Source organism: Thermoanaerobaculia bacterium (assembly GCA_018057705.1).
GTDB lineage: Bacteria > Acidobacteriota > Thermoanaerobaculia > Multivoradales > JAGPDF01 > JAGPDF01.
The window spans coordinates 156,838-179,502 of the sequence record JAGPDF010000001.1 but is presented as its reverse complement, the minus strand read 5'-3'; the positions used below and the strand labels follow the sequence as shown (position 1 = coordinate 179,502).

The 22,665-nt window shown below is 70.6% G+C and carries 15 protein-coding genes; 7 read left to right on the top strand and 8 right to left on the bottom strand.

The genetic code is table 11. The annotated features are described in order from the left end of the window. The first annotated feature begins 140 nt into the window (after nt 1-140). Together KBI44_00710 and KBI44_00705 are read left to right on the top strand one after the other, a co-directional pair. Nucleotides 141-677, top strand: a complete 537-nt coding sequence (locus tag KBI44_00710) for a GNAT family N-acetyltransferase (protein MBP9142976.1) — start codon at nt 141-143, stop codon at nt 675-677. 72 nt (nt 678-749) lie between these two features. Further along, the gene (locus tag KBI44_00705; protein ID MBP9142975.1) at nt 750-2,024 is read left to right on the top strand and encodes a murein transglycosylase A; all 1,275 of its coding nucleotides are present in this window, start codon (nt 750-752) and stop codon (nt 2,022-2,024) included. An 11-nt stretch (nt 2,025-2,035) separates the two neighbouring features. Here the strand turns inward: KBI44_00705 and KBI44_00700 are convergent, their stop codons facing one another. Beyond that, nucleotides 2,036-2,482 (bottom strand): hypothetical protein, encoded by a 447-nt coding sequence (locus KBI44_00700; GenBank protein ID MBP9142974.1) that lies wholly within the window; start codon nt 2,480-2,482, stop codon nt 2,036-2,038. A gap of 149 nt (nt 2,483-2,631) precedes the next feature. Here KBI44_00700 and KBI44_00695 point away from each other — a divergent pair, with 149 nt between their 5' ends. Together KBI44_00695 and KBI44_00690 are read left to right on the top strand one after the other, a co-directional pair. Then, on the top strand, nt 2,632-4,119 hold the full coding sequence (locus KBI44_00695) for an aminoacyl-histidine dipeptidase (protein MBP9142973.1): 1,488 nt from the start codon (nt 2,632-2,634) through the stop codon (nt 4,117-4,119). Between the two features lie 142 nt (nt 4,120-4,261). Beyond that, nucleotides 4,262-5,893 carry an amidase gene (locus tag KBI44_00690; GenBank protein MBP9142972.1) on the top strand — a complete coding sequence of 544 codons (1,632 nt, stop codon included), beginning with the start codon at nt 4,262-4,264 and terminating at the stop codon, nt 5,891-5,893. Nucleotides 5,894-5,941: 48 nt separating this feature from the next. Here KBI44_00690 and KBI44_00685 read toward each other — a convergent pair whose 3' ends face one another. Next, complete coding sequence (locus tag KBI44_00685) at nt 5,942-7,054, bottom strand: HD domain-containing protein (protein ID MBP9142971.1); 1,113 nt, start codon at nt 7,052-7,054, stop codon at nt 5,942-5,944. Beyond that, nucleotides 7,051-9,225, bottom strand: coding sequence for a HEAT repeat domain-containing protein (locus KBI44_00680; protein ID MBP9142970.1), 2,175 nt, complete (start codon nt 9,223-9,225; stop codon nt 7,051-7,053). The genes KBI44_00685 and KBI44_00680 overlap by 4 nt, the downstream gene beginning before the upstream one ends. A 121-nt stretch (nt 9,226-9,346) precedes the next feature. Between KBI44_00680 and KBI44_00675 the strand changes: the two genes are divergently transcribed. Further along, nucleotides 9,347-11,776, top strand: coding sequence for a PBP1A family penicillin-binding protein (locus KBI44_00675; protein MBP9142969.1), 2,430 nt, complete (start codon nt 9,347-9,349; stop codon nt 11,774-11,776). A 27-nt stretch (nt 11,777-11,803) separates the two neighbouring features. Here the strand turns inward: KBI44_00675 and KBI44_00670 are convergent, their stop codons facing one another. After that, a complete protein-coding gene (locus KBI44_00670) occupies nt 11,804-12,208 on the bottom strand; it encodes a hypothetical protein (GenBank protein MBP9142968.1) in 405 nt (134 codons plus the stop codon). 57 nt (nt 12,209-12,265) lie between these two features. Next, nucleotides 12,266-13,240, bottom strand: a complete 975-nt coding sequence (locus KBI44_00665) for a class I SAM-dependent methyltransferase (GenBank protein ID MBP9142967.1) — start codon at nt 13,238-13,240, stop codon at nt 12,266-12,268. A 75-nt stretch (nt 13,241-13,315) separates the two neighbouring features. On the opposite strand from KBI44_00665, the gene KBI44_00660 reads away from it, so the two are divergent. Next, nucleotides 13,316-15,688: a YfhO family protein gene (locus KBI44_00660; protein ID MBP9142966.1), complete on the top strand. Its 2,373-nt coding sequence runs from the start codon at nt 13,316-13,318 to the stop codon at nt 15,686-15,688. Between the two features lie 949 nt (nt 15,689-16,637). On the opposite strand, the gene KBI44_00655 is transcribed toward KBI44_00660, so the two are convergent. Beyond that, nucleotides 16,638-17,498, bottom strand: a complete 861-nt coding sequence (locus tag KBI44_00655; GenBank protein MBP9142965.1) for a neutral zinc metallopeptidase — start codon at nt 17,496-17,498, stop codon at nt 16,638-16,640. A 110-nt stretch (nt 17,499-17,608) separates the two neighbouring features. Here KBI44_00655 and KBI44_00650 point away from each other — a divergent pair, with 110 nt between their 5' ends. Next, complete coding sequence (locus KBI44_00650) at nt 17,609-20,257, top strand: DUF3516 domain-containing protein (protein ID MBP9142964.1); 2,649 nt, start codon at nt 17,609-17,611, stop codon at nt 20,255-20,257. 35 nt (nt 20,258-20,292) lie between these two features. On the opposite strand, the gene KBI44_00645 is transcribed toward KBI44_00650, so the two are convergent. Both KBI44_00645 and KBI44_00640 read right to left on the bottom strand, forming a co-directional pair. Further along, entirely contained in the window at nt 20,293-21,237 is a 945-nt protein-coding gene (locus tag KBI44_00645; protein ID MBP9142963.1) for an Ig-like domain-containing protein, read from the bottom strand. Nucleotides 21,238-21,310: 73 nt separating this feature from the next. Continuing rightward, entirely contained in the window at nt 21,311-22,594 is a 1,284-nt protein-coding gene (locus tag KBI44_00640; GenBank protein MBP9142962.1) for an aminoacetone oxidase family FAD-binding enzyme, read from the bottom strand. Nucleotides 22,595-22,665 lie beyond the last annotated feature (71 nt).

The following is a 22,665-nucleotide window of genomic DNA, read 5'->3' as shown; positions in this document are numbered from 1 at the left end:
CCCCCACCCCCCGAATCGCCCCCGAAGACCGGGCCCGCTTTCCTTTGGTAGGCTCTCGATGCTCCGGTGGCTCCGGTGGCTCCGGTCGCTGACCCGTGCCGCCAGCCGCCGCCCCAGGCTGTCTCTTAGGAGGAGGATTCATGCCGCATCGTTTCCCGCAGGAGGCCGTGCTTCGCGACGGCCGACGCGTCATGCTGCGCCCGTTCGCCAAGCGCGATGTCGGCGCGCTGTACGAGTTCTTTCAGCATCTGCCCGAGGCCAATCGGCGATTCGCGTGGCACCGCATCGATGACCGCGCCGTCGTCGAGCGCTGGGGCGTGGAGCTCGACTACGAAAAGGTGATGCCGATTCTCGCCCTGGACGGCAAGCGGATCGTCGCCGATGCGACGCTGCACCGGCGGGAGCACGGCCCGCTGCGTCTCGCCGGCCGCGTCAAGTGGACGATCGATCCCGAGTTCCGCGGCGTCGGGCTGGGTTCGCTGCTCATCAACCACTTCATCGATACGGCGCGCGGGCTGGGGCTGAAGCACCTCAACTGCATGCTGATCACCGACCTCGAAGAGGACGCCATCCGCGTGCTGGCCGAGCTCGGCTTCCGTTCGTACGAGGTGCCCGGCTACGGCACCGATCCGGACGGCAACCAGCACGACATGACGTTGATGGTGTTCAAGCTCTAGTTGCCGTCGCAGGTGCCTTCCGGCGAGCCCCCGCGGCCGGGGGTGCGTTTCGATCCGCCGTCGCAGCCGCGGTTGCGCGCCGTCGCCTTCTGGCGCCGGCTCGCACTCGCCACCGCCGGCCTCGCCGTTGCGGCTTGCGCCGTCGCCTACTGGGCTCTCGCGCAGCTGCGGGAGTCGCCGGCCGCCATCGCTGTGCGCGGAGCGGTCCCCGTCACCGTCCCTGTTGCTCCGCCCGAGGACCGGCTGGTCGTCTCGGCGGCCTCGTTCGCCGACCTCGAGGGCTTTCAGACGGACCGCGTGTCCGAGGCGCTCCCGGCGCTCCTCGGATCGTGCATCGGGAGGCCCAAAGAGGGCTCGGGCGGTAACCTCGGAACCGTCCTCGCCGGAGCGTCCGATCTCTGGCGGGCGCTCTGCCGCGACGCGGCCGCGCTGCCGCCCGGAGACGACGCGGCCGTGCGCCGCTTCCTGGAACAGAAGTTCTCTCCCTGGCAGATCACCAACCGCGGCGACCGTGAGGGTCTGTTCACCGGCTACTACGAGCCCGAGATCGCCGGGGCGCGCAAGAAGAAGGCGCCGTTCGTCCATCCGGTCTATCTCGCGCCGCGCGACCAGCTGGTCGTCGATCTGGGCGATTTCAAGGGCGATCTCGCCGGCCGGAAGATCACCGGCATGATGCGCGGCGGCACCTTCCGCCCCTACTGGGACCGCGCCGAGATCGAGAGCGGCGCGCTCTCGGGCCGCGGCCTCGAGATGCTCTGGGTGGAAGATCCGGTAGCGCTCTTCTTCCTGCAGATTCAGGGGTCGGGTCGGGTCGTCCTGCCGGACGGCTCGATCGTTCGCATCGGCTACGCCGGGCAGAATGGCCACGACTACACCGCGATCGGCAAGGTCCTGATCGAGCGCGGCGAGCTCACGCGCGAAGCGGTCTCGCTGCAGACGATTCGCCACTGGCTGCGGACCCATCCTGCGGAGGCCGACGAAGTCATGCGCGCCAACCGCTCCTACGTCTTCTTCCGCGTTCTGCCCGGTGCGCCGGTCGGCGCCGCCGGGGTCGAGCTGACGCCGGGGCGATCCCTCGCGATCGACAGTCGGTTCCTGCCGTACGGCCTGCCGCTCTGGCTCGATTCGACGCTGCCGGCGCTGCCCGAGCTGGGCCGGCTCGAAGAGTCGCCGCTGCGTCGCCTGATGGTGCCGCAGGATCGCGGCGGCGCCATCAAGGGGCCGGTGCGCGGCGACCTTTTCTGGGGGGCCGGTGCCGAGGCCGAAGCGATCGCCGGCCGCATGAAACAGCCTGGCCGCCTCTGGCTCCTCTGGCCGAAGGCGCTGCCGCCACCGACCGCTTTCTAGCCGGAGCCGCCTCAGACGCGCAGGAAGTCGGCGCGCCAGCTCCGGATCTTGCCCTTGATCACCTTCTTGTCCTGGATGTCGCCGGCGAGGACCTCGCGGGTGAGCTCGGCGACCTCGGCGTCGCTCGAGAAGCGCAGGGCGATGAGCTGGCCCGTCGAGAGCTCGCCGATCCGCGCCGCGAGGTCGGCGGGCAGGAGGCTGGCGAGGCGCAGGCGCTCCTCGAGCCGGATCACCCGGTTCTGGACGACCAGCGCGTTGGTGCGGGCGTAGAGGCCGACGACGATGAGCGCCGCTGCGGTCAGGACGGCGAGCGCGCTCGCGAACGACGGAAAGCGCACGAGGATCCAGAGCGTCCAGAGGAGGTTCACGGCCAGCACGAGCGCGGCGGCCGTATAGAGCGGCGGCAGCTGCTGGGTGTGGTTGGCGAAGTTCTGCTCGGTCGGGGCATTCGTGGCCATGGGATCTCCAGTAGGTTGAGCGTCGGCGAAGCCTATCGGGAAAAACCGTGACAGTTACCCCTTTTTCAGCGCCTCAACGCTTCACTTGGCGCGCAGGTGCGGTGAGCTGAAAAAGGGTAACTGTCACGGTTTTTCCCTACAATAGAGTCATGACCACCTCCGACAATTTCTCCGCGACCTTTGTCAGCGCGCTCGAACCGACGGCTCTCTGGCGGCATTTCGATCACATCCTCGCCATCCCACGTGGCTCGAAGAACGAAGAGGGGATGCGGCAGTACGTGCGCGCCGTGGCCGCGGCGCAGAACCTCGCCGCCGCCACGGACGCCGCCGGCAACGTCGTCGTCCAGCTGCCGGCGACGCCCGGTCGGGAGGGCGCGGCGCCGCTCGCCTTGCAGTCGCACCTCGACATGGTCTGCGAGAAGAACTCGGATGTGGAGTTCGACTTCGCCGTGGATGCGATTCGGCCGCGGCAGGAGGGCGACTACCTCTACGCCACCGGCACCACGCTCGGGGCGGACAACGGGATCGGCGTTGCGGCGATGCTGGCGCTCATGGAGTCGCCGCAGATCGTTCACGGGCCGCTCGAGCTGCTGTTCACCATCGACGAAGAGACCGGCCTGACCGGCGCGGCCGGGCTCGACCCCCGGAGCCTCGCCTCCCGGCGCTTGCTCAACCTCGACACCGAGGAGGAGTTCGCGATCTACGTCGGCTGCGCCGGCGGCGCCGGGACCGACCTTGCGATGCCTCTCGAGACGATGTTCGGCGCCGAGCTTCTGACGGCCCTCTCGGTCCGTCTCACCGGCTTCAAGGGCGGCCATTCCGGGGTCGACATCCACCTCCAGCGCGGCAATGCGATCGCCCTTCTGGCACGCTCCCTCCAGGTGCTCTGGCGCGAGTTCCAGTTCGAGGTCGTGCGGATCGAAGGCGGCAACATGCACAACGCGATCCCGCGCGAGGCCACCGCGATGGTGCGCGTCGCCAACGCCGAGCTGGAGCGCTTCGAGAGCGCCCTCGCGGCGCAAGTCGCGACGATCGCCAGTGAGCTCGCCGGTGTCGAGGAGGGGGTGCGCGTCGAGGTCGCGGCGGTCGCCGCCAGCGAGGTCCCCGCCGAGGTCTGGTCGGATGCGACGACCCGGCGTGTGCTCGCGCTCCTGGTCGCCCTCCCTCACGGCGTCCTCGCGATGAGCCGCGATCTCCCCGGCCTGGTCGAGACGAGCACCAACCTCGCCAAGGTGCGCACCGACGGCGTGACCCTGCGTGTCCATCAGAGCAACCGCAGCTCGGTGACGTCCTGCCTGCGCGCCACCCAGCAGCGGATCGCGGCCTATGCCGAGCTCGCCGGCGGCGAGGCGACGCAGAGCGAGGGCTACCCGGGCTGGAAGCCGGACATGAGCTCGGCGCTCCTCGCGACGCTCAAGCGGGTGCATGTCGCGACGTTCGGCAAGGAGGCGGCGATCCAGGCGATCCATGCCGGACTCGAGTGCGGGCTCATCGGGGAGAAGTTCCCCGGCATGGACATGAGCTCGTTCGGTCCGCAGATCGAGTTTCCACATTCGCCCGACGAACGCGTCCTGATCCCTTCGGTCGGCCGGTTCTGGCAGCTCCTCACGGCGACCCTGGACGAGCTTTCGGCTTAGAGTAGGGCCTCACCCTTCACCGATTCGAGAGTCGCGCCGGGCAAGGAGAGTTCGCGTGAAACCCGCCGATCCGCAGGGCCGAGGACTCAATCGTCGAGAGCTGCTGGGGACTGTCGGGGGCGCCGTGCTCGCGACTGCCGCGATGGGCGACGCGGCGCTCGCCCAGAGCGCGGCGTCGGATGCTCAAGTGCCGGACGCGCAAGTGCCGGACTCGCAGGCTCCGGGCCCAGCCACCCCGAAGCCGTTCGAGCTCGAGGAGCTCTCCATCCGCGACCTCGCCGCCGGGCTCGCCTCCGGTCGCTGGAGCTCGCGGCGGCTGGTCGAGCTTTACGTCGGACGCATCGCCGAGGTGGACCGCTCCTGGGCCGGGGGGCACGGGACGAATGCGATCGCCGAGACCAACCCGCAGGCGCTGGAGATCGCCGAGGCGCTCGACCGCGAGCGGGCGGCCGGAAAGGTGCGCGGTCCGCTGCACGGCATTCCGGTGATCCTCAAGGACAACATCGACACCGGCGACCGGATGGAGACGACGGCCGGCTCCCGCGCACTTGCCGGATCGATGGCCGCGAAGGACGCCTTTCTCGTCGGCCGGCTGCGCGCCGCCGGGGCGGTGGTGCTCGGCAAGACGAACCTCTCCGAATGGGCGAACTTCCGTTCGACGCGCTCGACTTCGGGCTGGAGCGGCCGCGGTGGGCAGGTGCGCAACCCCTACGCCCTCGACCGCAATCCGTGCGGGTCGTCGAGCGGCACCGGCGCCGGCGTTTCCGCGAACCTGGCCGCGGGAGGCATCGGCACCGAGACCGACGGCTCGATCCTCTGTCCGGCTTCGATGTGCGGCCTGGTCGGCCTCAAGCCGACCGTCGGTCTGGTCTCGCGCGGCGGCATCATTCCGATCTCCTCGACGCAGGACACCGCCGGGCCGATGTGCCGCAGCGTCGCCGACGCGGCGATCCTGCTCTCCGTCATGGCCGGCACGGATCTCCTCGATCCTGCAACCGCGGCGTCGGCCGGCAAAGCGGGCGACTTCACCCGGGCGCTCGACGCCAACGGCCTGGCCGGCGCGCGCCTCGGGGTGGTGCGCAAGTTCTTCGGCTGGCATCCGGAGATCGACCGCCAGATGGAGGCGCGACTCACCCTGCTGCGCGAGCTCGGCGCCGTACTCGTCGACCCGGTCGAGATCCCGCACGCTGGGGAGTACGACGCGACCGAGTACGAGGTCATGCTCTACGAGTTCAAGCACGGGCTCAACGCCTACCTCGCGGGCCTCCCCGCGGCCAGGGACGCCGGAGACGCCGGGGCGCCGCGCACGCTCGCCGGGCTTATCGACTGGAACCGCCGGCATGCGAAGGAAGAGATGCCCTGGTTCGGACAGGAGATCTTCGAACTGGCGGAGACCAAGGGGCCGCTCACCGAAGATGCTTACTCGCGGGCGCTCGCGACGAATCTGCGTTTGTCGCGCGGCGAAGGGATCGACGCCGCGCTCACCGGGCAGAGGCTCGACGCCCTGGTCTGCCCGACCATGGGTCCGGCCTATCTCACCGACTGGTTGAACGGCGATCACTTCGGCGGCGCGGCCACCTCGCCGTGCGCGGTCGCAGGCTACCCGCACATCACCGTGCCCGCCGGCCATGTCCAGGGCCTCCCCTGGGGACTGTCCTTCATGGGCACGGCGTGGAGCGAGGCGAAACTGATCCGCTTCGCCCACGGCTTCGAACAGGCGAGCCGGGCGCGCCAGGCGCCGCGCTTCCTTCCGACCGTCGGCTTCGCCGTCTGAGACGCTCCCCGCCGGCCGTCGCACGTCGGGGGCGCGGGCCAAGCGCCTTCAGCCCGCCGGGGGCTCGAGGAGCGCCGCGAAGAGCTCGACCAGCGCCGGATCGAGGAAAGTCCCGGCGCGGCTGTGTAGCAGGGCGATCGCCTCGCCAGCGGGCAACTCGCCGCGCGAGCGCAGCGTCACCCAGGTGTCGGCGACCGCGACCACCCGGGCTGCGGCGAGCGGCGCCCGCGCCGTCGGAGTCGGCGGGTAGTTCGGCAAGCGGTCGAAGCGCAGGTGGTGCTCGTAGGCGACCAGCACGGCGAGATCGGGGAGCCCTTCGAGCGCGGCGAGGCGCGCGGCGCCGCGGATCGGATGACGTTCGCGCCGTTCGGCCGGGCTCTCGCTGTCGGGCGCCGGTTCGAGGAATCCGATGTCGTGCACGAAGCCCGCGAACCCGAGCTCGTCCAGAGCTTCGCCGGCGAGACCGAGCGCCCGGCCCAGACGAAGGGTGGCGAGGGCGACGGCGAGACCGTGCAGGAAGGCGCGGTCGTCGGAGTCGGCGGGAGTGATTTCCAGCGGCTCGAGCGCTCCGCTCTCCGCGCTGCGGGCGAGCCGCGCCACGAGGGCGCGCAACCGGTCGACGCGGGAAACGCGGCCGGCCGCGGCCTCGACGAGCTCGGCGCGGGCCTCCGCCATCTGCTCGGCGGTGAGCCACTGCGGCGCCGAGCGCCCTGCAGTGCCGACGGTGACGGCCCTCGCCGTCGCGTCGCCGGCTGTCAGTCCGGCCCGGCCGACGAGGATGTGGGCCGTTGCCGACGCCCCCTGCGCCGACTGGCAGCTCTCGAAGAACGTCCCCAGTTCGGGGTCGTCGAGACCGGCGAGTAGCGTCAGACCGCCGATCTCGTAGCGGCGAAAGGTCTGCAACAGACCGCGCGCCCAGGGGCTGTCCTCGGGAATCGCCTGTCGATCGACGAGCAACTGCCCCTCGAGAGTGAGCAGGGAGACCTCCGTAGCCTCCTCGTGACGGCACCAGGCGGCGAAGGAGTCGAGCGCGCGGCGGACCGCCCGTTGCACCTGCGGATGGCCGGCGGCGTAGACCGCGCGCTGCTGGAACGCGGCGCCGAGGTCGACGACCAGACGCTCCGTGAGCTGCGGACGGCCGGAGTCTGCCGGTGGATTCATGGCGCGCTCTCCGTCTGCCGGGCGAGCTCGCCGGCAAGCCTTCGGATCTCGGCGTCGCGCGAGCGGCGTCCGAGCTCGACCCACTCGCGCCGCGCCTCGGGCGGGTAGGCGCCGAGGGTGCGATAGAGCTCGCGGCGCTCCTCGAGAGCGGGAGGGAAGAGCTGGAAGCGTGCCCGGAAACGGTCGAGTCCGCCGAGGGCCGCCGGGTCACCGATCGCGGCAAGCGCGCGAATGGCTTTGATTCGCACGCTGCTGCGCCGGCCAAAGAGATCGCGCGCCTGAAGATAGGCGACGATCGGCTCGACCGCCTCGACGATGCCGTGCTCTCCGGCGAGCTCCATCGCCGCTTCCGCCTGGCGCGGGTCGGCGTGGGTGAGCGCGCGGCGCAGCAGTTCCCGCGGCACTTCGGGATCGAATGCGAAGAGGTTGCGAATCGCCTCGAGGCGGACACGCAGGTCGGGGTGGTCCGCGCACTTGCGCACCGCCGGCACCGAGCCGGGGTCGCCGACTCGCCGCAGCAGCAGCAGCATGTTGCGCACGACGTACCACCGGCCATCCGCGAGCAGTGCCGTGGCATCCCGCACGACCGCCGGTCCGAGCCGGGCCAGAAGGTCGAGAAGCAGATGGCGCAGGCGCCGGTTGTCGGTCTCCGCGAGGACGCCGAGCAGGTGGCGCACGGCGGTCGGGCCGAGCTGGTGGAGCAGCTCGGGCACCAGCGCGAGAGTCTCCTCCTGCATCTCCGGCAGCGCACCGACGAGCGCCTGCAACGACTCGCGTCCCGACAGCCGCTCCGCCAGACGGCGGAATGCGGTGGGGCGTGGGTCGACACCGGCGGCGCTCTGCTGGACGCGATCCACGACGACGAGTGCCTGGCGCAGCCGGCCGGCGGAGAGCAGTCGGCGATAGCTCGCCTCGAGCCGCGCGAGGATCGCCGGCAGCTCCTCGGCTCCGACTTCGAAGCGCTCGGCGAGCTCGAGGAGCGCGAGCGCCGCGGCGCGCTCCGTGGCGGCGTCGCCGAGGTCGCGGGCGACCTCGGCGGCCGCCGGCGCGAGCGCCGCCGCAGTGGAAGCCGGGCGGACCTCCTCGGGGAGCGCGAGCAGCTCCTCGAGCCCCTCCATCGAGGGTGCCTTGTCGTGCACCGCATCGAGGTCCTCGGCGGCGAAGACGAGTTTCAGCCGCGCGAGCTGCTGCGCGGAGATCCGCGGCGCGGGTGCCGTGGCGGAGGCGAGGTCACCCGTAGCGCTCGGGTTCGGACGTCCGGGCGAGACGTCGGACGCCGCCGCCCGGACTGCGGCGAGGCGCAGCTCGTTCGCCGCTTCCGGCGGCAGTGCGGCCTCGATCTCCGACAAGGTGGATTGGGCCGCCTCCGCCGTCGCCGCGCGGCGGGCGACTCCCGAAACGAGCTCGACGATCCACCGCTCACGATCGACCGGGCGCAACCGATGGTGAAGAGCGGCGATGGCGGAGGCGCGGTCGGCGTCGGGCGCCTCGCAGAAGTCCTCGATCGCCAGGCGCAACGTCGCCGCGAAGGCCTCCGGACCCCAGCCGACGAGCGCCGGATCGGTGCCTCCGCTTTCGAGCAGCAACTGCATCAGCTCGGCGGCGCTCTTGCCCGAGGTGATCCAGGCGGCGAGCGCGGCTGGCGGCAGGCCGCCGCTGGCGAGGAGTTTGCGGATCAGGCGGTTGGCGAGCGCGCCGGCCTCGGGCGCCGTCATCTCGTCGTCGGACTCGACCAGCCCGACCGCCGAAAAATCGAGATCGTGGACGCGCAGATGCGAAAGGCCCGCGGCGGTGAGCTCTGCGGCGAGCGAGCCGGCATCGCGGGCGCTCTTGGCGTCGAGCGCGAGCGCGCGCAGGAACCGGTCGAGCTCGTCGCGCGTCACTCCCGGTTCGAGGACGACACCCGCCGCGCGCCGGCGCCGCAGGAGCCTGGCCAGCTGCGCCGCGGTGGGCGAGACGAACTGCCGCTCTTGCCAGAGCAGGGAGTCGCGCGTCGCCGCGAGCTCCAGCGTCCCGGTCTCGGCGAGCACGACGCCGATGGCGAAACAGGCCTTCTCCAGTCCGTTCACCGCCGCGGGGTGGCCGGCGGGGTAAGCGGACAGGGCCCGCCAGGCGATCGCTAAATCGCGGAAGAGATTGGAGAAGAGTCCGTCCAGCCGGTCACCGGCCATCGAGCGCGATTGTACGCGCCTGCGCCGGAGTTCGCTCTGCCGGGGCGAACGGCTGGCGCGGCGCGGCTCGGCGCCAGCCCGCGCTCGCCCGCCCGACCGCCCCGCCGGGTACAATCCCGGGGTGACGAAGAGAGGCTCGAAGCGCTCGCTCGGCCGGACGATGACGCTGGTGCTGCGACGCCGGGACTGGCTGCTCGCCAAGCTGTTCGCCGGCGCGGGGCTCCTGCTGCTGGCGAGCGCTCTCTGGTACATCTGGCCCTACTGGCAGCTGTCCGGCGACTTCGCGACCATGCCCACGGTCGAGCCGTCGCGCCTCTACGCCCGGTCGTACCGGGTCTTCCCCGGCGCGCGCCTGACCCCTGAAGCGCTGAGCGAGCGGCTGACCGACCTGCACTACGTGCCGGCGGTGGAAGGGGAGCTCGAACCCGGGCGATTCCGTGCCGGCGCGCAGCAGGTCGCGGTCTACCGCAGGAGCTTTCCCTCCACCACCGCGGATCGCGGCGGGGACCTCCTGGTGGTCGACTTCGACGGCGACAAGGTGATCGGGCTGAAGCGCGCCGAGCGCCCGGTCCGCGAGGCGTGGCTCGACCCACCGCTCATCGCCAGCTACTACGGCGATGCGCTGCTCGAGCGCCGCCCGGCACCCCTGGCCGAGATCGCTCCCGAAACGGTGCGCGCCGTGCTGGCCGCCGAGGACGCCTCGTTCTTCGAACACCCCGGCATCTCCTTCACCGGAATCCTGCGCGCCGTGTGGGTGAACCTGCGCGGCAATGGCGTCGTGCAGGGCGGTTCGACGGTGACTCAGCAGCTGGTCAAGAACATCTATCTCACCTCCGAGCGCACCATGAGCCGCAAGCTCCGGGAGGCGCTGCTCGCCGTGATGCTCGAGTGGCGTTACTCGAAAGAGCAGATCCTCGAGGCCTACCTGAACCAGATCTTCTGGGGGCGCAGCGGCTCCGCCAACCTGATTGGCGTCGGCGCCGCTGCGGCGGCCTACTGCGGCAAGGAGCCGCGCGAGCTGTCGCTCGCCGAGAGCGCGCTGCTCGCGGCGATGATCCGGGCACCCGGTTCCTACCATCCGGTCGACGACGCGCCGGCGGCGCGCGCGCGCCGCGACTTCATCCTCGACCGACTCGTCGCCCTCGACTGGGCGGATCGTGCGGCCGCCGAGGCGGCGAAGCGGGAGCCGCTGCCGACGCCGGTGGCGGCGCTGTCGCGGCGGCGTGCCCCCTACTTCGTCGACGCCGCCGCGGCCGAGGCCGAGCGGAGGTTCGGCACCGGCGATCTCGCCGATGCCGGTTACGTGCTGCTCTCGACGCTCGATCTGGGCGATCAGGAGAGCGCCGAGAGCGCCGTTCGGGAGGGCCTTGAGGAGCTCGCGGAGAAGAGCGAGCGGGTGCGTCTCAAGAAGGAGCCGCTGCAGGCGGCGCTGGTGTCGCTCGAGCCGGCGACGGGCGCCATCCGCGCCTGGGTCGGCGGACGGGACTTTCGCGAGAGTCAGTTCGACCGCGCCGGATCCGCGCAGCGGCAGGCGGGGAGCGCCTTCAAGCCGCTGGTCTATGCCACTGCCTTCGAGCGCGGCGTCGCCACCCCGGCGACGCTGCTCGAGGACGCGCCACTCACGCTCGAGTCGGGTGGCAAGAGCTGGACTCCGATGAACGACGACGATCAGTTTCACGGCTGGGTGACGGCACGGACCGCGGTCGAGCAGAGCTACAACCTGCCGACGATCCGCCTGGCGATTGCCACCGGGCTGCCCGAAATTGTGGCGACCGCGAAGGGGCTCGGACTGAAGGCGAACCTCCGGCCGGTGCCGTCGATCGCCATCGGATCGTTCGAGGTCGCGCCCGTCGACCTCGTGACCGCTTACGCAACCTTCGCCAACCGCGGCGTGCTCCCGACAGCGCGGATGCTCGATGGAGTCCTCGACGCCGGCGGTTCGCCGCTCCCGGCGTCGGGAGGACCCGGAGCGGGCGCGGGCAAGGCGGTGCTCTCGCCGCAGACCGCCTTTCTGGTGACGACCCTGTTGCAGGGCGTGGTGGACTACGGCACGGCGCGGTCGATGCGTACGCTGGGCCTGGCCGACCCGGTCGCCGGCAAGACCGGAACGTCGAACAGCCGGCGCGACAACTGGTTCGTCGGCTACACGCCCGAGCGCGCCACGGTCGTCTGGGTCGGCTTCGATGACGACTCGCCGACGCCCTTCTCCGGTTCGAAGGCGGCGCTGCCGATGTGGACGAAGTTCATGATCACGGTGCGTCCGGCCGGAGGGTACGGACGCTTCGCGGCGCCTCAAGGGATCCGCGTCGTGCTCATCGACCCGGTTTCCGGCGAGCTCGCGACCGAACGCTGTCCGGAGGTGTTGTCGGAGGCGTTCCCCGCCAACCGTGTGCCGCAGATCGTCTGCCATCTGCACGGCGGACGGAACAGTCTGCCGATCGACCCGCAGGTGCGCGCCGAGGTCGAGCAGGAGCGCAAGGCGGGCGGTGTCTCTGGCTGGCTCAAGCGCGTCTTCAGCCGCCGGCCGAAGCCCTCCGACCCCCCGGACTGATGCGCCGGGGCGCGAGGGGCGCTTCGTTCAGTGGCTGGGCCCGGCGGTGGCGAACAGGCGCTGGGTCGCGGGGCGCAGCAGGATCGGAATGGTGATGGCGCCGAGCACCGTGCCGATGGGCACGAAAATGCAGGCCGCCCAGGCGACCGCGAGGCAGAAGCGATAGCTCCGGCAGCGGGCCAGGAGGAAGCCGGCGCGGGCCATCAGAACGAAGAGGGCCAACCCGGCTGCGAGCAGCACGCCGGTGAGCGTGGCGGAAGCCGGGAGGCCCAGCCGTTCGGCCAGGACGAAGGGCAGCGGTTCGCCGGGTTCGCGAACCGACGCTGCGATGAACAGGCCGAGCGCGGGAATGATCGAGGTCATGGCCGCCAGGGCTCCGACGGCGAAGTAGAACATCGAGAGGAACTGCAGGTGTTCGCGTTCTTGGGCCACGGAGTGAATCCTATCGCCATCGCCGGCGGCGTCCGGCGAACGAACGTGCCGGCGTGCTCAGTCCACGGGCTTGCGTCCGGCTGCGGCCACCGTCGTGGCGGGGACCCAGACGGCGAATCGGGACCAGGCGCTCGCGCCAGCCTCCGTTGCCCTCTCCTCCCGCCCCTTGCCATCACCCCCGGGTGTGAGCTTCTCACCGACCAGAGAGAGCGGAAAGTAGCTCAGGTAGGGCAAGCGCTTCACTGCGCTGCAGCCCGCCCGGCGCAGAAGCGCCGCGAGGCTCTTCGCAGTGTAGAAGGCGACATGCTCGGGAGTCTTGAAGAAGGGCCAGAAACGGCCGAGCAGCGGCCGCCAGAAACCGCCCATGTCCGGCGTTGCGAGGACGATCCAGCCGCCCGGCGCCAGGTGCTCCATCAGCCCCTCGAGGAGCGCTGCCGGATCGTAGACATGTTCGATCGTGTGGATCAGCACGATGGTGTCGAAGCGTTCACCGGCCTCGCCGGAACCGACTCCCGGAAGGGCGGCGAGGCCGCCGACATGGACGGCGTCGGCGCATTGGCGCGCCAACTCGGCGCCGGCCTCGGAGTACTCCGTTCCGGCACGATAGGCGAAGTAGGGCCTTGCTTCATCGAGAAAGAAGCCGTAGGCGCAGCCGATCTCGAGCAGGCGTCCGCCCCTGGACCCTGTGTCCGGTCCGCCGGTGGCACGGGTCATTCCGAGTCGTTGCATCGAGCGGAGCAGACGCCGGAAGGTGCGGCGCAGCGTCGGCTCCTGGGCGAGGTAGCTTGAATAGCCCGGGCCGGCGCCGCCTTCGAAATACGAGGCCTCACGATAGGCCGCGACCATCGCCGCCTCGTTCAGGCGTGGGGAGAGGTACCAGAGGCCGCAGGCCGGGCAGCGCACCACGCCGTAGGGTGCGAAGGCGTAGCCCGGCGTCGGCGGCGGGGGGGCGCCGCAGAGCAGGCAGCGAGGGGTTTCGAGCCCGTCGGCAGGGGGGCGGGTTGGAGCCGGGGGAGGGGCTGGATTGGACAAAGCGGGCGATCCTGAACGATTGCTTGCGGTAGAGCCGGATCGGCCCCGGGTGCGCGCGGAAGTATAGTTGAAGCGGTGCCCGACGAGCTTCGACCGCTGCTGCTCCTCGCCGCCGCCGCGCCTGGATTCTGGGCCCTCGCGGGGCGCCGTCGAGAGGGCGGGCTGGCCTGGCTGGTCGCCGTGGCCGTGGCGACGGCGATCCTGCTGCCCGCGATCCTTCTGCCGAACGGCGTTCCGGGCCCGTCGGCGCTGCTCGGGCGTCTCGCCCCCTGGAGCCCAGCGGAGTCGGCTCCGGCACCCGCGACGGCCGGCAATCCCGAGCTCGGCGACATCACCTTCCAGGTAGAGCCCTGGCTGCTCTTCCTGCGCCACGAGCTCCGCGCCGGCCGCTGGCCGTTCTGGAATCCTCACCAGTCGTCCGGCGCGCCCTACTGGAGCAACGGCTCGAGCGCGCCGCTCTTCCCTCTGCATCTGCTCTTTGCTCTGCTGCCGGTGGAGCTGGGGCTCCTTCTGCTGCCCTGGCTCCGGGTCGCAGCCGGCTCGCTCGGAGCCTGGTTTCTCGCCCGCGAGTTGGGCATCGGCCGCACCGGCGCGGCGATGTCGGCGGTGGTCTATCCGCTCTCGGGCCGGCTGGTGAGCTTCCTGCTCTTCCCGATGGCGAACGCCCTCTGCCTCGTCCCGTGGCTCTTCCTGGCGGTCGAGCGCCTCGCGGCAGGGCGCCGTCCCGGCGGGCGGACGTGGGCGCTGCTCGCGGTGCTTGCCGCCCTGCAACTGCTCGCCGGGCACCCGGAGACGGCGTTCTTCACCGCCCTGGCCTGCGGCATCTACCTTCTGGTCCGCGGTGGCGACGGCTCGCGCGTCGCCGTCTGGGCGAAAGTCGTCTCGGCCTGGACCGTCGGCCTGCTGCTCGCAGGCGTGGCGCTCGTGCCGCTCGCCTTCACCGTGCTCGAAACCGACCGCTGGCGCGAGGCGGCCGGCGGCGAAGCGATCGGCCTCTCGACGATCTTCACCCTCTGGCTCCGTTTCGTGCTGCCGAACGCCTTCGGCGAGGTGACCGACGGCACCTTTTGGGGGCCGTTTCTCTTCGTGCCGACGACGGTCTATGCCGGCGCCCTCACCCTGCCGTTGGCTGGTGCGGCGCTTTTCGGGTGGCGCGACCGGGTGGCGCCGGGGGGCACGCCACCCGGACGCCCCGTCGGACGTTCGATCCTCCAGCGGCTCGCTCCGACTGGCGATCGCCGGCTGCAGGCGCTCGGCGTGATGGTCGTTGTCTGTCTGCTCGCTGCCTACCACTTCCCGGGGGTTCGCGAGCTCCTGCTCGCCACACCGGTCGTTCAGAAGATGTTGCACCACTACCTCCTGCTGGGAGTGGAGCTCGGCCTGGCGCTTCTCGCGGGCGCCGGCCTCGAGCGCTGGCTGGCGGGGGAGGGCCGCGGGATGCTCCTCGGTGCGCTGTTGCCTTTGGCCGGCCTCCTCTTCGGCTGGGGGGCGTTCCACGACGACTGGCACGCCCGTGGCCAACTGGCGGAGGCGCTGGGTGCGACGCTCCTCGCCCTCGGCCTGCCCCTGCTCGTTCTCGCCGGACGCCGGCTGCGGGCCCAGGCGCGCCGGCGGCTCGGGCCCTTCGTCGTGGTGCTCGCGCTGGCCGATCTCGCGTGGGTTCATGCCGGCATCAACCCAGCGCTGCCGGCGAACGAGGTCTACGCCCGCACGCCGGCGATCGACTTCCTTGCTGCGCAACCGGAGCGCATGGCGGCGACCGGCTACGATTTCCGGCCGAACGCGGCGATGGTCTACGGCCTCTTCGACGTTCGCGGCGACGACTCGCTCAAGCTGTCGCGCTACGAACGAGTCTACGGGCACGAACTGGCGACGCCGCATCCGACCTTCTTCCGCCCGATCGAGCACTGGGACTCGCCATGGCTCGACCGCCTGGGCGTGCGTTGGGTCCTCGCGCCGCCCGGTTCGGCGGCGCCCGTCGTGGGATGGCTGACCGCCTATGCCGGCAGCGACGCGACGGTCTTCGATCGCGGGCGGCCGCAGCCCCTGGTGCGCCTGGAGGACGATGCGCCGCCGCCGCTGGTGGTCTCCCGCACCCCTGGGCACTGGGAGCTCGATTGGCCCGGGACAGCGGTGGCTTCGACGCGCCTGATCATCGCCGAGACCTGGGACGCCGGCTGGCGCGCTACGATCGATGGCCGCCCGCTCGCGGTCGAGGCGGTCGACGATCTCTGGCTGGGAGTTCGCCCCGGGGCCTCACCCGGGCGCCTGGTGGTGCGCTACCGGCCCAAGGGGCTTCCTTCGGGTCTAGGAGCGAGCCTCATCGGCCTCGTGCTTCTGGTCGCGGCAGCCTGGCGCCTCGGCAGAGGCGACGGCGGTGGCGAGCTGCTGCGACGACGGCGGCGTGACGGGCAGGATGAGGCGGACGCAGTTGCCGCCGAGGGGTGAGGTGGCAATGTCGATCCCGCCGCCGAACGACTCGGCGGCGGCGCGCACGGAGAGCAGGCCGAGGCTGGCGTTTTCGAGTCGCCGACCAAAGGCGGGCTCGAAGATCCGCTGGCGCAACTCCTCCGGCTGGAGGGGGCCGTCGTCGTGCACCTCGATCCGGACCTTGCCGGCCTGATCGGTGGCCACGAGTCGCACCGCCGCTGCGCGGCTGTGCGCCGCAGCGTTCAGGATGAGATGGAAGATCGCGAGACTCAGAAGGGTCTTGTTGCCCTCGAGCGTTGCCTGGGTGCCGATGTGCCGGTCGAGACCTCGGATGCGCAGTAGCGCGTGGACCATGGCGAGATCGCAGATGTCCTGCAGCACCGACTGCAGGTGAAAGGGCACTCCCGTGCCGGTTGTCAGGGGCGCGCTCGACATTTCGCGCATCCCGTCGGCGGCCTCGGCCAGGCGGCGCAGGGAGCCTTCGATCTCCTTCGCCGACGAGACTGCGAGGTCGGAGGCCCGGGTCGCAGCGAGCTCTTCGGCCTGCAGGATCGCGATCTGCAGGAGGTTCTTGAGCTCGTGCGACATGGAAGCGGCGAGAGCCGACGGCAGGTGCCGGGCCTCCTCGTGGGCGAGTGTCCACTCGAGGTCGGCAAGGCGTGCACGCTCGGCCTCGAGCTGGCGCAACACGAACCACGCTGCGACGAAGAGGAAGAGCCCGGTCAGACCGATGAAGGCGATGCCCTTGTTGAGCTCGAGGCGTTCGAGGTCGAGCACCGACGACGCGAGGCCGGCGGCGATCCGTCCCGAAAGCAGAATGTAGAGCAGGCCGCCGCAGACGTAGAACGCGGCCAGGAGGCCCGCAGCGAGGGAGGGGTGTCGCAGCTGCCGAAGGTACCGCTGGCGGGAGAGCATCCCGGGCATCCTACTCCCCGCGCCGCCGCCTCCCGCCGCGGTAGCGACTAGCTCATAAACGGTCGGCCTGGAAAGTGTCGCACTGGTCGGGATCGCCGGTCGAGAGGCCCTGGCGCAGCCAGCGGGCGCGCATCTCGGACGAGCCGTGCGTCCACGATTCCGGGCGGATGCTGCCGCTGCTGCCGCGCTGCATCGTGTCGTCGCCGATCGCGGCGGCGGCCCGCAGCCCCTCCTCGACATCACCGGGCTCGAGCAGGTTGCGGGTGCGGTTGGCGTGGTTGCCCCAGACGCCGGCGAGGCAGTCGGCCTGGAGCTCCATGCGCACCGAGAGCGCATTCGATTGGGCTTCGGAAGCCCGCTGCTGTGCCGCCGTGACCTGCTCGGCGATGCCGAGCTGCTGTTGCACGTGGTGGCCGACCTCGTGAGCAATAACGTAGGCCTGGGCGAAGTCGCCGGGCGCTGCGAAACGCCGTGCCAGGAGCTCGAAGAAGGTGAGGTCGAGGTAGACCTTCTGGTCGGCCGGGCAGTAGAACGGGCCGACTGCCGAGGAGGCCGAGCCGCAGCCGGAGTTGACGGCCTCGGAGTAGAGAACGAGAGTCGGGCGCTCGTAGCGCAGGCCCTGGGCGGTGAAGATCTCCGTCCAGGCGTCCTCGGTCGATGCCAGCACGGTGGCGGCGAACTGGCCGTGCTCGTCGCTGGGCGCGCCGGTGGGGGCCTGGGGGGCGTTCGGATCGACCGAGGCCTCGCCGCCGCCGATCACGTCGAGCAGCTGCTGCGGATCCTGACCGGTAAAAAGTGCAAAGAGCAGCACCAGGAGGGCCGCGCCGCCACCGATCGCCATGCCGCCGCGCGCCGGAGTCATGCCGCGCCGGTCTTCCATCCTGTCGCTCTGCCGTTCGCCACGCCATTTCATCGCCGTTCTCCTCCACTGCGCCGCTGCCTGACCTGCTGTTGAATGCGAATTCTACGCCCGCTTCGGGGCGCCGACCGCCCGGGGATCGGTGGAGGTGAAAGAATGGTGCCATGTCCGTCCGACCCCTTCTGTCCGAGCGCCTCCCTGCGCATGCCGGCGCCTCCGCGGAGGAGCTCCTCGACCGCTTCGTCACCTGGGCGGCCGATGCGGGGTTCACCCTCTATGCCCACCAGGAGGAGGCGCTGCTCGAGGTCTTTGCCGGCAAGCACGTGATCCTCAACACCCCGACCGGCTCCGGCAAGTCGATGGTGGCGCTCGGGATGCACTTCAAGGCCCTCGCCGAGGGCAAGGTCTCCTACTACACCAGCCCGATCAAGGCACTCGCCTCGGAGAAGTTCTTCGCCCTCTGCGACGACTTCGGCGCCGCGAACGTCGGCATGCTGACCGGCGACGCCTCGATCAATCCCCAGGCCAAGATCCTCTGCTGCACTTCGGAGGTGCTCGCCAACATGGCGCTGCGCTCCGGCGACCTGCTCGACGCCCCCTACGCCGTGCTCGACGAGTTCCACTACTACTCCGATCACGAGCGCGGCTGGGCCTGGCAGGTGCCGCTCATCACGCTCACGAAGACGCGCTTTCTCCTCATGTCGGCGACTCTGGGCGACATGTCGCCGATCGCCGAGCGCCTCGAACGCGCCACCGGCGTCGCGGTCGCCAACGTGACCTCGGTCGTGCGTCCGGTGCCGCTCGACTTCGAGTACCAGGAGACGCCGCTCCACGAGACGATCGAGACCCTGCTCGGAGCCAACCGCGCGCCGGTCTACGTGGTCAACTTCACCCAGCGCGAGTGCGCCGAGCTCGCGCAGTCGCTCACCAGCATGGGGATGACTTCGCGCGAGGAGCGCGAGGCGATCCGCGCCGAGCTGGGCGACTTCCGCTTCGACACGCCCTACGGCAAGGAGATCCGCCGCTTCCTGACTTTCGGCGTCGGGATCCACCATGCCGGCCTCCTCCCCAAGTACCGCCTGCTGGTCGAGCAGCTGTCGCAGAAGGGGATGCTCAAAGTCATCTGCGGCACCGACACGTTGGGCGTCGGAGTGAACATCCCGATCCGCACGGTGGTCTTCTCGAAACTCGCGAAATACGACGGCGAGAAGGTGCAGATCCTCTCGGTGCGCGACTTCAAGCAGATCGCCGGCCGCGCCGGGCGCAAGGGCTTCGACGACCGCGGCTGGGTGGTGGCGCAGGCGCCCGAGGAAGCGATCGAGCGGAAGCGCTCGGCGGCGAAGGGAAAGAAGGGCAAGAAGGGTCCGTCACCGTCACAGCCCCAAGGCTTCCAATCACGCGCGCCCATGAGGGGGCCCCGGGGCTCGCATGGCTCGGGCAAGGGCGAGGTCACCTGGACGAAAGAGACCTTCGAGCGGCTGATTCAGAAGCCGCCCGAGACCTTGAAGTCGCGCTTCCGCATCACCCACGGGATGGTACTCAACCTCCTGCAGCGCGACGAGGAGGCGAACGACCCGAACCGCAAGAACTTCGCCTCGCTGCGCGAGCTGATCGGCGGCAGCCACGAGGAGGATTCGGCCAAGAAGCGCCACCTGAAGCACGCTGCCGTCCTGGTGCGCTCGCTGGTGCGGGCCCGCATCCTGGTCCTGTCGCGCGACTCGCAGACGCCCTACTACTGGGTCATCGTCAATCCGGACCTGCAGTTCGACTTCTCGCTCTACCATGCGCTGTCGCTCTTCCTGGTCGAAATGGTGCCGCTCCTCGAGCCCGAGCACCCGACCTATGTCGGCGACCTCCTGACGCTCGTCGAGTCGGTGCTCGAGAACCCCGACATCGTGCTGCGCAAGCAGACCGATCGCGCCAAGCAGGCGGCGCTCGCCGAGATGAAGTCGCAGGGAGTTCAGTACGAGGAGCGCATGGAGAAGCTCGAGGGGATCTCTTACCCCAAGCCGCTCGCCGACTGGCTGTTCGGCAACTTCGACCGCTTCGCGCGCATGCACCCCTGGGTGGGCGACCGCGAGATCGCCCCCAAGTCGATCGGCCGCGAGATGTGGGAGACCTACGCCTCGTTCAACGACTACATCAAGGCCTACGGCCTGGAGCGCAGCGAAGGCGTGCTCCTGCGCTACCTCTCGCAGCTCTACCGGACGCTGCAGCAGAACGTTCCGATTCTGGCCAAGACCGAGGCCGTCGAGGACGTCCTGGGCTTCCTGCGCACGACGATCGAGCTCACCGACACCAGTCTTCTCGAGGAGTGGGAGAGCATGCTCCACCCCGAGCTCCTGCTCAGGAAGCGGGAGGAGCGCGAGAAGGCGGTCGAGGCGATCTGGGTGCGCGAGCTGGTCGAGAACCCGAAAGTGTTCGCGGCCCGCGTGCGCTCGGAGATGCACCTCTTCGTGCAGGCGCTGGCAAACCGGAACTGGGAAGAGGCGGCGATCCGCATCGTCCATTCTCCTGCCGCGGCGCTGGGCGAGGCCGCCGTGCCCGTCGCCGCCGACGAGTGGGATGCGGCGCGTCTCGAAGCGTCGCTCGCGCCCTTCTTCGAGGAGTACACCGACCTCATCACCTCGCCGGAGAGCCGGCGCCACCACTGGACCCAGATCCGTCCGATCGGCGACCGCCAGTGGGAGGTGCAGCAGACCCTCATGGATCCGCTGCTCGACAACTTCTGGGGAATCCGCGCCCGCGTCGACCTGCGCCGCGCGACCTCGGTCGAAGTTCCGCTGCTCAAGATCGAGACCATCTCGAAGTAGCGGGACCGCCGATCGGGGCCAGCGGGGATCCGCGCCTAAGGCGCGGTCTCGAAACTGAAGCTCACCGGCGCTGCGAGCTCGTTGCCGGCGAGATCCTCGACGGCATCCTTCGCCAGGGTGATGTGGAACGTCTCGTCGCGCGGCAGATCGGCGTCCCCCTCCCAGACCAGCCACCAGCGGTTGCCGTCGTAGGTCGTGTGCCCGGGCAGGAGGCCGCTCGTCTCGCCGAGGACGACGATGCCGTCGTCCTGCAATGTGTGACCGTCGAGCGGTCCCGAGAGCGCGAAAGTGATGCGCACGCGGTCGGCCGTGACGCTGGCGCCGTCGGGTGGGAAGTGCGAGGTCACCACCGGCGTGCGGCCCGGACCGGCCGGAACCCAGCCTCCCGGAGGGCCGTAGACCGGAGTCGTCGAGGCGTCGAGCGAGATCCAGAAGATCGCGTCGACGACGTCGAGCGGCGGCGGGATCGGTGGCACCGGCGGCACCGGCAGGTCATGAACGTCGAGGAAGATCGCGAGCGCCACCGCCGCGACGACGCCGGCGACGATCAGCCCTTCGTCGACATGCTCGAGGACCGTGTCGACCTCGGTGACCTCTTCCGCCTTGACCTTCACGGTGCGCGGGTCCTCGTCGAGGGTGACGGCGTTGCCGGTCTCATCGAGGCGCGCCGGGAAGCGCAGGCGATACTCGCCGGGCGGCAGGCCCATGACGCTCCAGGCCGGCTCGAGCGAGCGGAAGACCGGCGTGAAGCGCTTGCCCTCCTTGCGCTCGAGCTCGATGAAGAGGCCACGGGGTCCCGGGGTGCCGGCCTTCTGCGCGTCGTCGTCGGCGAAGACCTGCAAGGCGATGCCGCCGCTGCCGTCGCTGGCGCCGCCGGCGCCAGATATCGGGCGATGCCGCGTCTGCACCGAGAGGCAGGAGTTGAGGAGCAGCGCCGCGACGAGCAGCGCGAACGGACGGGCGACAGGAGAACGGCTCATGTCGGAGATTTTTGCATTTCCTGTGCCGGGGCCCCGCCGCGCGCTCCGCTCGCCCCCGCGCTGGGTCGCGGTGCTACTTCCGGGAGCCAGCGGTGTCCGTCGCGCCACGTGCGTCGGCAGCGAGCCCCGCGACCGCGCCGCGCCCGGCGACGGTTCCGCTCGCCCAGGCCCACTGGAAGTTGAAGCCGCCGATGCGGCCGTCGACGTCGAGGATCTCGCCGCAGAGGTGAAGGCCGGGGCAGAGCCGCGACTCCATCGTTTCGAGGCGCACCTGATCGAGCGGAATTCCACCGGCGGTCGCCTCGGCATGGACGAAGCCGCGATCGCCGGTGACCGGAATCTCGTGCTCGAGAAGGGCCCGGAGGAGCGCCTGACGCTCTTCCTTCTTGAGCCGCAGGGCGTTCGCGGCCGGGTCGAGCCCGGCGCTGCGCAACAGGGCGTCGGCGAGCCGGTCGGGAAGCTTCTCCGCCAGCCAGCGTCCGAGGCTGCGGCGGGCGAGGTTGGCGAGCTCCAGAGAGAGCTTCTCGGCCGTCGCGTCGGGCAGGAAGGCGACCACGAAGCGCGCCTGCGGGTCGGCCTGGCGCGCGGCGAGGAAGTGGCGGCTGGCGTCGAGCACCACTGGCCCGGAGAGCCCGAAGTGGGTGCAGAGGAGGTCGCCGCGAAAGGTCGAGAGTCGCTTGCCAGTGCCGGCGCGGACTTCGATGCCGGCCGGCACGGCGATCCCCTGGACGGTGCGCAGCCAGTGGCCCTCCGGCACGAGGAGCGGCACCAGCGAAGGGAAGAGGGTCGCCGTCGTGGTGTGGCCGAGAGCGCGCGCCAGGGCGTAGCCCCCGCCGTCCGAACCGCTCTTCGGTAGCGCCTGGCCGCCGGCGGCGAGAACCACTCGCCGGGCCGCCACTTCGCCCCAGTCGCCGGAGAGCACGAAGCCGCCAGGGGTGCGCGCGATGGCGGTCACGCGGCGCGGATAAAGGAGCGTGACCCCGGCCTCCCGCGCCGCGCGCAGCAGGGCTTCGAGAACGGTGCGTGCCTTGTCGGTGACCGGAAACAGCTTGCCGGTCGGTTCGCGCTTCAACTCGACGCCGATCCCGCGGAAGAAATCGATCGTCGCCGGCACCGGCAGCTCGCGCAGCACCTTGGCGATCGAGTTCCGGGAGGAGCCCGCGAAATCGGAGGCTTCGACCTCGAAATGGGTGACGTTGCAGCGCCCGCCGCCGGCGACCAGGATCTTCGCTCCCAGCGACCGCGCCCCGTCGAGAACGAGGATGCGCGCGCCCGGCGCCCGACGGGCGGCCTGGATCGCCGCCATGAGCCCCCCCGCCCCGGCGCCGACGGTCGCGAGATCGACCTCCTCAGTCATGGCCATTGCGTTGCACCGGATTCTTATACCACCGCTTGTCACCGACCCACCGCTCCGACCGACGCCACGCC